Source organism: Oceanobacillus iheyensis HTE831 (genome assembly GCF_000011245.1).
In the GTDB taxonomy this organism is placed as follows: Bacteria; Bacillota; Bacilli; order Bacillales; family Amphibacillaceae; genus Oceanobacillus; species Oceanobacillus iheyensis.
The window spans coordinates 220646-232954 of sequence record NC_004193.1; the positions used below are offsets into that span (position 1 = coordinate 220646).

At 35.0% G+C, this 12309-nt stretch carries 15 protein-coding genes; 12 read left to right on the top strand and 3 right to left on the bottom strand.

What is annotated here, in order from left to right; all coding sequences use genetic code 11:
• The first annotated feature begins 97 nt into the window (after positions 1–97).
• The 5 genes from pgsB (at position 98) to OB_RS01215 (ending at position 4600) form a co-directional block, all read left to right on the top strand.
• On the top strand, positions 98–1291 hold the full coding sequence (pgsB, locus tag OB_RS01200; RefSeq protein ID WP_011064602.1) for a poly-gamma-glutamate synthase PgsB: 1194 nt from the start codon (positions 98–100) through the stop codon (positions 1289–1291).
• A gap of 16 nt (positions 1292–1307) precedes the next feature.
• A complete protein-coding gene (gene pgsC / locus OB_RS01205) occupies positions 1308–1772 on the top strand; it encodes a poly-gamma-glutamate biosynthesis protein PgsC (protein WP_011064603.1) in 465 nt (154 codons plus the stop codon).
• Between the two features lie 13 nt (positions 1773–1785).
• The gene (locus OB_RS18350; protein WP_160162341.1) at positions 1786–1947 is read left to right on the top strand and encodes a hypothetical protein; all 162 of its coding nucleotides are present in this window, start codon (positions 1786–1788) and stop codon (positions 1945–1947) included.
• 5 nt (positions 1948–1952) lie between these two features.
• Positions 1953–3620 (top strand): gamma-glutamyltransferase, encoded by a 1668-nt coding sequence (gene ggt, locus OB_RS01210; protein WP_041544066.1) that lies wholly within the window; start codon positions 1953–1955, stop codon positions 3618–3620.
• Between the two features lie 188 nt (positions 3621–3808).
• Positions 3809–4600 carry an MBL fold metallo-hydrolase gene (locus OB_RS01215; RefSeq protein WP_011064605.1) on the top strand — a complete coding sequence of 264 codons (792 nt, stop codon included), beginning with the start codon at positions 3809–3811 and terminating at the stop codon, positions 4598–4600.
• A 44-nt stretch (positions 4601–4644) separates the two neighbouring features.
• On the opposite strand, the gene OB_RS01220 is transcribed toward OB_RS01215, so the two are convergent.
• From OB_RS01220 to OB_RS01230, 3 genes are all read right to left on the bottom strand, one after another.
• The gene (locus tag OB_RS01220) at positions 4645–6183 is read right to left on the bottom strand and encodes a flotillin family protein (protein WP_011064606.1); all 1539 of its coding nucleotides are present in this window, start codon (positions 6181–6183) and stop codon (positions 4645–4647) included.
• Positions 6184–6330: 147 nt separating this feature from the next.
• Entirely contained in the window at positions 6331–6789 is a 459-nt protein-coding gene (locus OB_RS01225) for an ImmA/IrrE family metallo-endopeptidase (RefSeq protein ID WP_011064607.1), read from the bottom strand.
• A 143-nt stretch (positions 6790–6932) separates the two neighbouring features.
• Positions 6933–7298, bottom strand: a complete 366-nt coding sequence (locus OB_RS01230; protein ID WP_011064608.1) for a helix-turn-helix domain-containing protein — start codon at positions 7296–7298, stop codon at positions 6933–6935.
• Positions 7299–7464: 166 nt separating this feature from the next.
• On the opposite strand from OB_RS01230, the gene OB_RS01235 reads away from it, so the two are divergent.
• The 7 genes from OB_RS01235 to OB_RS01265 all read left to right on the top strand — a co-directional run bounded on the left by OB_RS01235 (position 7465) and on the right by OB_RS01265 (position 12300).
• Positions 7465–7662 (top strand): XtrA/YqaO family protein, encoded by a 198-nt coding sequence (locus OB_RS01235; protein ID WP_011064609.1) that lies wholly within the window; start codon positions 7465–7467, stop codon positions 7660–7662.
• 90 nt (positions 7663–7752) lie between these two features.
• Positions 7753–8265 (top strand): sigma factor-like helix-turn-helix DNA-binding protein, encoded by a 513-nt coding sequence (locus tag OB_RS01240; RefSeq protein ID WP_011064610.1) that lies wholly within the window; start codon positions 7753–7755, stop codon positions 8263–8265.
• A 64-nt stretch (positions 8266–8329) separates the two neighbouring features.
• Positions 8330–8839, top strand: a complete 510-nt coding sequence (locus OB_RS01245) for a phage major tail protein, TP901-1 family (protein WP_011064611.1) — start codon at positions 8330–8332, stop codon at positions 8837–8839.
• A 57-nt stretch (positions 8840–8896) separates the two neighbouring features.
• Positions 8897–9259: a tail assembly chaperone gene (locus tag OB_RS01250; protein WP_011064612.1), complete on the top strand. Its 363-nt coding sequence runs from the start codon at positions 8897–8899 to the stop codon at positions 9257–9259.
• A 137-nt stretch (positions 9260–9396) separates the two neighbouring features.
• Positions 9397–9636: a hypothetical protein gene (locus OB_RS01255; protein WP_231846977.1), complete on the top strand. Its 240-nt coding sequence runs from the start codon at positions 9397–9399 to the stop codon at positions 9634–9636.
• On the top strand, positions 9637–11493 hold the full coding sequence (locus OB_RS01260) for a phage tail protein (RefSeq protein WP_011064614.1): 1857 nt from the start codon (positions 9637–9639) through the stop codon (positions 11491–11493).
• A gap of 15 nt (positions 11494–11508) precedes the next feature.
• Entirely contained in the window at positions 11509–12300 is a 792-nt protein-coding gene (locus OB_RS01265) for a distal tail protein Dit (protein WP_011064615.1), read from the top strand.
• Positions 12301–12309: the final 9 nt, after the last annotated feature.

The following is a 12309-nucleotide window of genomic DNA, read 5'->3' on the forward strand; positions in this document are numbered from 1 at the left end:
TGGCGTTTTTAAAAGGTGCTTATATCAACTTTGTTTAGAAAAAGAGCCGGAGTGGAGGACAAAAGAAAACAATTTAAAATGATATAGAGGTGAAAACATGCTAGAAGAATTTTTAATCATTTTGCTATTAGCTTCATTAGCTATTTTCTTTGGAGTCAAAGATAAAATGATTAATGATAAAAATGTTGCAAGTATACCGGTCCGTATTAATGTAAATGGAATTAGAGGTAAATCTACTGTTACTAGACTAATAACAGGGGTTCTACAAGAAGCAGGTTATCATACTGTTGGCAAAACGACAGGAACTGATGCCAGGATGCTGTACTGGTTCGATTCCCAAGAGGCCCCTATTCAGAGAAGACTAGAAGGTCCAAATATCGGTGAACAAAGAAAAGTCATTTCTAAAGCTTCGGATTTAAAAGCTGATGCATTAGTAAGTGAGTGTATGGCAGTTAAACCTGATTATCAAATCGTTTTTCAAGATAAAATATTACAAGCAAACATCGGGTTAATTGTAAATGTTTTAGAAGATCATATGGACGTATTAGGACCGACATTAAAAGAAGTTGCAGACTCATTTTCTGAGGCAATCCCTCATAATGGTGATTTAATTATCAATGATAGTCCCTATGTACCTCACTTTAGACAGATGGCCAAACAACGAAATACAAAGGTGCATGTATGTGATACATCTATTATCTCGGAGGATTTTCTTAAAAAATTTGAGTATATGGTATTCCCAGAAAACGCAGCATTAGCAATTGCTGTGGCAGATGTTCTTGGTATTGATCATGAAACGGCTTATAGAGGAATGTTAAAGGCATGGCCAGATCCAGGTGCTATGCAGATTATTCCAATAGGTGATAAGAATAAACCTAGTTTCTTAGTAAATGGATTTAGTGCGAACGATCCAATGTCTACACTCAATATTTGGGAGCGTGTGAAGCAACTAAGTTATCCTACAGATGATCCCGTTGTTATCATGAATACCCGCTCGGATCGTTTAAATCGTACGGAACAATTTATCAAACAAGTGCTACCAAATATACAGGCAGAAACATTAGTTGTAATGGGGGATAGTACGGGACTTATTGTAGAGGAGTATAAAAAAGGAACATTTCCTGTTAAGAACCTTTTAGATCTAGAAAAGACAAGCACCGAAGAAATTGTACGGGTACTTCAGCCATACTTATCAGACAAGACGATCTATGGTATTGGAAATATCCATGGCGGGGCTGATGAATTAGTAACTCGTCTAGAACAAATGAAAATCGTAAAAGAATCTGCTTAGAGAAAGGAATTGAAAAATGTTTGTATTTGATACGGGAGATGTTTATTTAGCTATAGCTGCCGGAGTAATTCTGAGCTTGTTTTATACAGAAAGGACAGGAATTATTCCAGCTGGATTAATTGTTCCGGGTTATATTGCCATGATGGTTAACGCCCCTGTGAGTATTGTTGTTACATTTATGATTGCTTTTTTGACCTATTTAATAGTTATGAAAGTAATTGGGAAATTTACGATTCTATACGGAAGAAGAAAATTTACAGCTATGATTATCATGGGAATCATAATGAAAGCAATTTTCGATTTTGGTCTACCCGGTTATGCAATTCCTGAAGCAGTAGGTGGGTTGGTTGCTATAGGGATTATCGTTCCTGGATTAATTGCAAATACAATAGAAAAGCAAGGAGTCATACCAACAGTTGGAAGTACAGTATTGCTTAGTGGATTTACCTTAGGAACAGTTGTATTAACAAACTATATTTAAGGAGGAAAATGAAATGGAAGCTATTTTAGACAAACCAAAAAAGAAACAAAAGTCAGGACTGACACTAAAAGAATGGGTTTTAAGAACAACTAAAATGCATAAGAAAAGAACAAGTATGGATACAGTTATGGGATTAATTATAACTTCGGTTGTCTTTCTCTTATCGTTAGTGTGATATAAATGCAAAAGAAAGAACGTTTCTTAGAACATAAACGTTTTTACATGATTACTTTCGGTTTAGTGTTATTAGTATCTATTATAATCATTGGTGTTATAAACACGGGAAATGAAAATGAAGGCCAATCTACAGATGATGATGATTTCATTCTTCATAATTCGACTTCAGAGGAGAACGGTTCATATGGCGTGTCGTCTGACAGTTCGATTGCAACGGAGGTTGGGATGAAAGTAATGGAACAAGGTGGTAATGCTGTGGATGCTGCTATCGCAATTAGTTTTGTCTTAGGTGTAGCAGAACCTTATGGGTCTGGAATTGGTGGCGGCGGAACGATGTTGATTCACCCTAATAATAATCAAGATCCAATAGTCTATGATTACCGTGAAACTGCTCCAGACGATAGCTTGTCGTCAAGTGGTATTGGGGTACCTGGCTTTATTAATGGAATGTACCGCGTACATGAAGATTTTGGGACTAAAAATATGGAACAGCTCATTAACCCTTCCATTCATTTCGCTGAAAATGGCGTTACAGTTAGTGAAACCTTGCACAATGCATTAGAAGACGATGAAAGTCGTTTATCCGATTTAGATCATTTATTTCCAGATGGAGAACCGATTAAAGAGGGAGATTTATTAGTACAGGAACAACTAGCAGAAACATTAGAAGATATTCAAAGAGATGGTCCCAGCGCTTTCTACCAAGGAGATATTGCTAATGAAATTAATGAAGAAGAGGATGATATCGAAGAGGAAGACTTAGAGACATATAAAACAGAGGTAAAAGATCCTATTCAAGGGAAATTTGGTGGATATGATGTGTTGGCACCTCCCCCACCATCAGGTGGAGTCATGTTAATTCAGATGTTAGAAATGGCGGAGTCATTAAATATTGAAGAAACAAAAGGTTATCCGTTGGCTTTCTCTTTAAAAATGGGGTTAATCAATCGGATAAGTTACGGTGATCGCTTAGAAAACATCGGTGATCCTAACTTTATAGATATGCCGATGAAAGAATTAATTTCAAAAGATCACATTGATCATCTCGCCTCTAAAATTCAAGGACTTGAATTGTCGGAAGAGTATCGTAGAGATTTAGAGTCAGATGCTGATAAAGAGAATCATGCGAACACGACACATTTTGTTGTGGTAGACAAAAATGGGATGATGGTTTCCGTAACCAATACACTAAGTGATTTATTTGGATCAGGAGAATATGTTGATGGATTTTTCTTAAATAATCAATTGAAAAATTTTAGTAATAAAGAGGATTCACCAAACCTACCTGAGTCAGGTAAGCGTCCATTTAGTTACACATCGCCAACCATATTAACTAAAGACGACTCACCTGTGATAGGCATTGGAAGTGCTGGTGGAAGAAAAATCACAACAATGATTGCTCAACAATTAGTAAAAACAATCAAATTTAATGAACCAATCCAAGCGTCGGTGAATAGTCCGAGAACGTTTTTAGAATTTAATGAGGATGTGTTGCAAGTCGAACAAGATTCTATATTTTTAAAGAATCCTGAAGATGTAGGTCTTGATGTGCAATCTATTGACGACATGGCTTATCATGGGAGCGTTCAGGGATTAATTATTGATGGTGAGAATGGAAAAATACATGGCTTTAGTGACAATAATAGAGACGGCAAATGGATGTCTAAATAAGTCATGGAGCTTAATTATTTAAAAGTATAAAAAGACGTGCTCCATACAAAAAGAGCACGTCTTTTTATAATTTAAAGCACATAACGCTTTTTCAACTAGAAAACACTTCTAATAAATGACTGATTATTCATTCATTTTATGGTAGAGTTATAATAACCTGCTTTTTAATGGATTGGAGAGTGAACCAGTTGCTAGAAATATATGATAGAGAAAATATTACCTGTGTTGAAATGACTGCTCCTAAAATGAGTAAAGTATTTATATTTTTAGTTGATGGAATGTTAGTCGATACTGGACCACAACGATTTGAACCGGAGCTAATTGATTTTTATCATAACATAAGTTTTGATTCTGTAGTTCTAACGCATAATCATGAGGATCACACTGGTACAGCTCCCTGGATACAAGAGAACTTAAATGTACCAATCTATTTGCATCCTAAAGGAATCGAGCTCTGTTTTGAAGATACGCCTTACCCTAAATATCGTCAATTAACATGGGGAGGACGGGAGCCTTTTAAACCTGAAGCCGTAAAAAATACGGTTCAATCCCGCAATAAAGAATGGGAAGTAATCTATACGCCAGGGCATGCAAATGATCATATTTGCTTGCTGGATAAACAATCAGGAACGCTGTTCTCTGGTGATTTGTTTGTAACGCCAAAAACGAAAGTAATTATGAAGGATGAATCGATTCCTCAGATCATGAATTCAATTCGAACCATCTTAACTTATGATATTGGCTCCATATTTTGTTGTCATGCTGGATATGTTCCAGATGGAAAAGAGAAATTAAAGCAAAAATTAGCTCACCTTGAAAACCTCTATGAAGAAATAAAATATTTACATCAAAAAGGCTGTTCTATTAATGAAATACATTCGAAATTATTTCCAAAGAGTTATTCGATAATATCTGTATCTAATGGAGAATGGGATTCTTTGCACATTGTTACTTCTATTGTGAATGATCTAAGGCAATAAAATAACAAAGCCCCAGACTAGGGGCTTTGTTCAACTATATCCTTTTATGCTTCTTCATTATTACTTTCGTTCTTCTCTTCTGTTGTATTACCTTCTGCATTATTGGATTCATCTACGGCTGCAGCTTCATTATCTGGTTGATGATTAATTTTTGATGCTAAAGTTTGTATTGGAGCTTCAGTATCATTTGTATTATTTCCACCTGTAATACGATTCAACATCGCATTTAGATCCAATCCTGTCATTTGTTTTAAGCTATCTTGCATATTGGTCATCATTGATGTAACAGAATTTGGAATACGGTCCATACCTTTACCATCACCATTGTCTAATATGCGGATAGAGTCCACATTAGAAATTGGCTCTGATACTGCACGAGCAAATTCTGGAAGCATTTCAATAACCATTTCAAGTAACATAACTTCTTTATGTTCATCAATTGCTTTCGCGCGCTCTCGTATAGCTTGCACTTCAGCTTGGCTCTTCTTGGCAATAACTTCTGCATCTGCTTCCCCTGCACGTTTTTTCGCTTCAGCAGCAGCTTCCGCACGTTTTACTTCTTCATAGTAATCTGCTTCAGCAGCAGCTCTACGTACTTCTACTTCTTTTTGTTCTAAATCTACTTTACGTTGTCTCTCTAATAATTGTATGTCTAATTCTTCTTGTTTTTTCTGACGATCAACTTTAAGTCGTTCATTCTCAACTTCTAGGGAGCGCTCTGCTTGTTCTAAGGAGTAAGCAGCTTCTGTTTTCGCACGCTCTCTATCTGTTTCAGCTTTAATTCTCGTATCAGTAAGTTCTTTAGCCTTTCGAGATTCAGAGATACTGATTTCTTTTTCGTAACGTTCAATTTCCACCTGTTCATTCATTTGCGCCTTATGAATTTCTGTTTCTCTTCTATTGGTAGCTTCTGCGATTTCTGCATGCTTTCTAATTTGTGCCGTTTCCGGTCTACCTAAGTTAGTTAAGTAGTCACTGTTATCTACATCACGTAAATCAGTTAAGCCTAAACTAGTGATACGGAATCCCATATCATCTAATTGCTTTTGGGCGATTTCCGTAACTTGTTGGTTAAAGCTCTCTCGATCATTATTAATATCTTCCACCGTTAACTTCGCTAGAATAGCTCTCAAGTTTGCAGCGAGAACTTCTGTAATTTCCTCATCGATTTCATCTTGGTCTTTACCTAGAAATTGTTCTGCATATCTGGCTATACCTTCTAAAGAATCTGCTACTTTTAACATAGCTACAGCCTCTGCTTCAATAGGAACTCCTTTTAATGTATGTACGGTTGGGCTGGTTATTTGTAATTGAAATGCTGTTAAAGGTACTGGTGTAGATGTTTGGAACATTCTTAGGCGGTGTCCACCACCACGAATGACTTTCATATATCTACCTTCATCATCTTGAAAGATGTTTCTTTCTTTTTCTGGGTCTCCGAGCTTTGGACCTGTAATAATTAAAGCAACATTTGAAGGAACAGTCTTATAGCGAAGTTTCATATAAACAAACCACACAATACCTCCAATGATTGCTAAACCTAGTAATGCTAACAAAATCGTAATGATTAACATAGATTCCATCAAATCACTCCTAAAAAAATATATAGTATCTAACTAGTACTATTGGCACCTCTCTTTCTGTTCAGTTACTAACATTCACAATATCAAATGAATTCAATTATTTCTATAAATTATTAGAATTTATTTGAAAAATTTTGCTTATCTGATCTACTGTTGTTTTAGATGGTTATTATCACCGTAAATATGATTTTGTTGATAAATCTCTAGTCGTTTTGAAGCAAATGGCTCTGTAACGGTGAATGTTTTTGCTATTGATAAAGCATTCATGTTTTTTTGATGTTGTAACATAAATGTCGGTATACAAAAATGATAAGAAAAATTATTTGCTTGATGTTCTTGGAGTTCGAAAAACAAAGGGTGCATGGATAACTGATTCCCACAATGTCTTAAGTAATGACACACCTCATGACCAAATTCTTGCCATTGTTGTTCCTTCGTACCTCTACGAAGAATAATTTCATCATTAAATCGAAAAGAAACGTTTCCATAACTTACTTGAATACCTAAACGCTCTGCGATAGTGATCATATTTAACTGAGAAGGAGAAGATATTTTGATTGATTTATAAAGGTGCTGAATATAATCTTCTAGGTGTGAGTAATGCATGATTACCTCCAATTAGAGAACGTATGTTCTGTTTTATGGTATAAAAAAAGGTGCTTTTTCTTTTGGCACCTTTCAAGTATTACCTGAATTTGGTAATTATAGTATAAAGTCCTTCCGGGAAAATTGCAATAGAGGCGTATACGTTATTTTCTCTTTTGACTCTTTTTAAATTTGATGTAGTCATAAACATCTTGGATATCTTCCGAGGAAAAGCTAGCTAAATCATTAAACATTAAATCAGCTTCTGGGAAATCTTCTTGAATTTTTTCAAGGAAATGCTGCTTTTCATCGACAGTGTTTCGTTCAACTTCATCTGTTCGACCTAATAAGAAGTCAGTAGACACTTCAAAAATAGAGGCAAACTGACTTAGCTCTTCTCCGCGAACTGGTCTATCTCCTGCTTCAATTCGATTCATTACACTAACATTGATTTGAGCGATTTTTGCTAATTCTTTTTGGCTCCATTGTTTTGCTTCGCGTAATTGAATGATACGATCTCCGATACCCATTATTTTATACCACCTATACTTTCTGATTTGGAAATAATTATATCATAACACATAAAAAACAGCTAATTTGTTTCTTATTTAGAAATTTAGTTGTTGACATTTTTAATATAGAAATGTACTATGAATTTATAATTTCTAAAACAGAAATAACGAAGGGAGGATAAACATGCGATTAAAAGATATCCTCATTCGAGAAGATCAATTGCCTTATTCCACTAAAGAAGAGGACAAGCCTTTTATTATTGTCTATTCAAATGGCAAAACAAAGATGTCGTATTTACCGGATCATGGAGAGACAAAGATCATTACCCATCAAGGACAGGTGAAACGTGTTCGTTTTGATGAGGGAGAAGAATTTAAATAGTAAGTTGTGCTACCAGCTAACTGGAGGACATGAGTTAACGTTACTAACGTTGCTCATGTCCTTTTTCATTTTAAAGGAGGGATTATTATCATGAGGAAAAAACATGAAAATAAGAATTGGATAGATAGTTTATTAGCAGAGTACGAACATGGAAAGAAAGCATTGGAGAACATGAAGAAAGAATTAGATCCAGAAATTGAAATGGATCAAAAGGATATCAACGTACTTGATGAAATGATCAAGGATATGTCCTATGCCATGAATTGGATGCATATCGGTCGTGAACCGGACAGCTATGGGGGCATAGATAAACGCTCCGCGTATCAACGAAGGGTAATTTACGACATGGATTTATTACCATCATTAGAAATAGAACCAACAGAGAGAAAGCTTACGGAAAATGAGAAAGTGATGATTACGGAAATTTTATTGGTGCTATCTCCACGAGAAAGGCAGTGCTATCTGTTGCATATGGCGCAAGGATGGAGTATGGGGGAGATATCAGAGGAACTTAATATTGGGAAGTCTTCGGTACAACAATTTATTCAACGAGCGAAAAAGAAAGTCGCTTGTCGTACGAAAGACATACAAGCCCACCTATAGGATGAAGGGGAAATAAAAAAATGATTTGCTCTTCAAAATTAGATACTTATAGGAGGAATTTTAAATGGCAGAGATGTTACAAGGAAAAAACAAGGTATTATTATTTCGTTTACTAAATGAAAGTACAAATGAGGCTGCAAAGCTAGTGTTCCAAACTGAACATACATTTTCGTATTCCCGAGCGCTTGATCGTATTATCACAAAAGATGGAACGATTGTAAAAGTTGGGGAGCTTGAGTCTGAGGTGAGTATTGAAGCAATTCAGTCTAAAGATGATCCAGTACGCGAAATGTTAGAAAGTGCAGTGAAGAAAGGTGAAAAAATTGAGTTGTGGGAAGTAACAGTAGATGAATCTTTAAAAGAGGGAGATAAATATCCAGCTGTATATGCTCAAGGATACTTAGATTCGTGGGAGAGTGCTGCCAATGCTGAAGAACAAGCAACAGTATCGAGTAACTTCATTGTAGAACTAGAGCCTCAAGTTGGAATGGCAACATTAACTACTGAACAAGAAGAAGCAGTTCAGTACGTATTTCAAGATACTGTAGTAGAAGAAGGATCCGTAAATGAGTAAAAAATAATTGAGGGCACAATATGTGCTCTCAAATTCTTGTAAAAGGTGGTATTTCGTATGGAATTTAAAGTTAATAATAAAGAGTATGTATTGAAATTTGGTATAAAGTTCATTAGACAACTAGATGAAGTTTATAAAGTTGACTATCAAGGGTTGGAATTTGGAATGGGAGTGAATTTAGCTTATATCAATTTAGTACAAAAAAATCCTACTGTTTTAGTAGAAGTTATTAAAGCTGGGATTTCACATCACACTAATACTCCGAAACAATCGACAATTGAATCAGCTATTGAGGAATATGCAGAAATACATGATGGTTTGTCTACATTGTTCACTGAATTATTGGGTGAACTGGGAAAGTCGGTAATGGTCAAAGACACACTCAAAGACTTTCAGGAAAAAGCGGTAAAAAACAAGTAAGCGAAACATCAAGAGAAACGTATGAAACAATTATTATTAACTGTTTTCGATACCTTGGTTTTACATCATTAGCCGATATTGATTGTTTAACGATGTATGAATATACACTTAGGATGCGATCGTACTATTTAACTAGAGTGGATAAAGAGTATGATATGCATCTTCAAGCATGGTTAAACCATCAAGTTAAAGCCAAAAGAACAAAAGGATCCTCCAAAAACCCGAAACAGGAATATGTGTATAAAGGTTTTGGTGATTTCTTTAATTATGAAAAAAGGTTAGAAAAGGTTGATATCAGTCATAAAGATGTTACTACTGAGCAAAAGAAAATGGCAGTAGTCGCTGAGAGAGTTAATAAAAGAGAGGAGGTGCAATAAATGTCCGTTAATTTATCTATAGATCATTATTTAGAAATTACCGGAGTGAAAAGTTATGTGAACCAATTTAAAAATATGACTAACGAAGTTGGTACCCTAGGTAATCAACTTATTGATACTGGCAGTTCAGTAAAAGTACTTGTTGATAACTTAAGTGCAGCCAGTGGAGGAATTGGTCCGTTTAAGCAATTACAGGATTACCTACAATCTGACACAGTACAAAGTTTCGCAGGTGTGTTTACAGGATTGGTTGGTGCAGTTGATAATACTACTGCCGCAATCCAGTCGATGCAAGATGTAGCTCAGAGTATTCCTAATGCATTTAATTCGATTCAATCTACTGGGAAGAAGTTGTGGGGTGTATTAAAAGCAAATCCTATTCTTACAATTGTTTCTGTGATAGCTGGATTAATAGGTGTTCTTTTTCAATTATATCAAACCAATGAAACGGTTCGAGGAGCAATTGACTCTGCGTGGGCAGCTATTCAGTCGGTATTTACAGGTACGGTCGATTCCATGAGTAATATTGATATATCAGGTATTATTTCTACCATTGTCACTACTTTAACTACCATGCTCCCAGTTATGCTAGAAACAGGAATTAGTTTTTTACAAGGTTTTATTAACGGAGTGCTACAGCAAGCGCCTCTATTAATAGAGATGGTGATGAGCTTAATTCAAACCATTTTAAATACATTTACCACCATGATACCTTTGCTGATTGAAGTATTTTCAGGAGTGGTAACAACACTTATTGATTCTATTGTGATGATGTTACCATTACTAATTACGACGATAATTACGTTAATAACAACTATTACTGAAACAATCATCTTATATCTCCCTATGATTTTAAATATGGGAATTCAATTAATAAATGCAATTATTAATGGTTTAATAGTGGCTTTACCAATGATCATCCAAGCTGGTATTAGTATATTAACCTCATTAATAAACGGGATAACGACTGTTATACCACAATTATTAAATGTTGGTATGCAGCTTATAACTTCACTTGTTAATACTGTAGTCCAATTACTACCAAGTTTAATTCAAACAGGTATTCAGTTGTTAATGTCTTTAATACAAGGTGTATTACAAGTGCTTCCGTCCTTAATTAGTATGGGAATTCAACTAATTATACAATTAGCTAATTCAATTTTATCGATGCTACCTCAACTACTAAGTGCGGGTATACAAATCGTACTATCATTATTAAAAGGTATTGGTAGTTTACTTGTTCAAGTGTTATCGATTGGAAGGGATCTAGTTACTCGAGTGCTGAGCGGAATTGCTGAAAAAATAACGGGACTAGCTACCGCTGGAAAAAACATGGTATTTAAAGCAATTGAAGGTGTGAAAGAAGCATCGGATAGGTTTGTAACAGCAGGTAAGGATCTTATTTCTGGAATGATTACAGGTATAAAAGATAAAGCGAAAGATTTGGTTAGTACTGCGGTTCAAGCAGCCAAAGATGCAGTGAACGGTGTATTAAGTTTCTTAGGAATAAAATCTCCATCAAGGTTATTTATGGGCATTGGTGATGACACAATGGAAGGGTTTATTGTAGGAGTCAACCAAATGTCAGGTAAGCTAAGTAAAGCAATGGTAAATGTAACAAACGGTGCAACAAAGGCATTTCATGCAGAGATGAGCCCTAACTTGGATTTAGCGGGAGAAGTAAATAATGTACATCAATTTTCTAATCCTCAAAGTGTAGCAGTCCAATCGAATATCGAACAAGCTAATCAACCAGCGTATATTAATCTAAGGATTGGTAATAGCGATTTTCAATCCTTTGTGGAAGATATCTCAAATGTACAAGAAAGAAAAGCTTTTCGAACTAGAAGAGTATAAAAAGGGGGAAAGTATATGTATTTATTTACTGATACAACTCCTAGAGAGGAGCCTTTTATAGGCTCCTTTTCTCTACAAACCATTTTCAATAACATGAATATAGATCAATTATTATCAGATACACAAGGACGGTTTATAACTACTTCTATTTCAGGAAGAAATCTGACTTCAAAGTCTATAGAAACAAATGAGTTTTTAGGAATGCATGGTTTAAGAGAAGGAGATTTTAAATACGAACCAAGAGAAATAGTTGTAAGCTTTTTATTGGAAGATAAAACAAACTCAGGATTTCGCAATAAAATCAAACAACTCTATTCTATTCTGCAAGGTCAAAAAAGAAAGTTAAGATTTACTGATGAAAATGCCTATTATCTTGCTACATTTAAAGAAGCGGATATACCAGAGGAGAATTCAAATTCCATAGAAGGAAGTTTAATTTTCTTGTGTACAGATCCAGCGAAATATTTTGAACGTGTAGATATAGATATCAATCGGGGCAGTGATTTATATTCTATTGATTCAATAGAGCCAACATCTTGGGGAATAAAGGTTAATTTTACTGAGAATGTTAGCTATTTTTCATTCAATGAAAGTAAAGGACTGTATCTTTATTTAAACTATGAATTTATTGAAGGAGATGAATTGTCCATAGAATATGATAAAAGAAAAGTCTTACTGAATAGTGAACACGACTTAAGAAATACTGTTAGTGTACAATCGCATTTTCAGCAATTAGTACCTGGAGATACAGAAATTATTACAAGCCACGATTGTACATTAATTTATAATAAAAAAGATTATTCATAGAAAGGGGGG

What these genes read in the sequence shown, in the direction of transcription:
- pgsB (WP_011064602.1), top strand. Translation starts at nt 98, where the DNA reads ATGCTAGAAGAATTTTTAATCATTTTGCTATTAGCTTCATTAGCTATT.
- pgsC (WP_011064603.1), top strand. Translation starts at nt 1,308, where the DNA reads ATGTTTGTATTTGATACGGGAGATGTTTATTTAGCTATAGCTGCCGGA.
- OB_RS18350 (WP_160162341.1), top strand. Translation starts at nt 1,786, where the DNA reads ATGGAAGCTATTTTAGACAAACCAAAAAAGAAACAAAAGTCAGGACTG.
- ggt (WP_041544066.1), top strand. Translation starts at nt 1,953, where the DNA reads ATGCAAAAGAAAGAACGTTTCTTAGAACATAAACGTTTTTACATGATT.
- OB_RS01220 (WP_011064606.1), bottom strand. Translation starts at nt 6,183, where the DNA reads ATGGAATCTATGTTAATCATTACGATTTTGTTAGCATTACTAGGTTTA.
- OB_RS01225 (WP_011064607.1), bottom strand. Translation starts at nt 6,789, where the DNA reads ATGCATTACTCACACCTAGAAGATTATATTCAGCACCTTTATAAATCA.
- OB_RS01230 (WP_011064608.1), bottom strand. Translation starts at nt 7,298, where the DNA reads ATGGGTATCGGAGATCGTATCATTCAATTACGCGAAGCAAAACAATGG.
- OB_RS01235 (WP_011064609.1), top strand. Translation starts at nt 7,465, where the DNA reads ATGCGATTAAAAGATATCCTCATTCGAGAAGATCAATTGCCTTATTCC.
- OB_RS01240 (WP_011064610.1), top strand. Translation starts at nt 7,753, where the DNA reads ATGAGGAAAAAACATGAAAATAAGAATTGGATAGATAGTTTATTAGCA.
- OB_RS01245 (WP_011064611.1), top strand. Translation starts at nt 8,330, where the DNA reads ATGGCAGAGATGTTACAAGGAAAAAACAAGGTATTATTATTTCGTTTA.
- OB_RS01250 (WP_011064612.1), top strand. Translation starts at nt 8,897, where the DNA reads ATGGAATTTAAAGTTAATAATAAAGAGTATGTATTGAAATTTGGTATA.
- OB_RS01260 (WP_011064614.1), top strand. Translation starts at nt 9,637, where the DNA reads ATGTCCGTTAATTTATCTATAGATCATTATTTAGAAATTACCGGAGTG.
- OB_RS01265 (WP_011064615.1), top strand. Translation starts at nt 11,509, where the DNA reads ATGTATTTATTTACTGATACAACTCCTAGAGAGGAGCCTTTTATAGGC.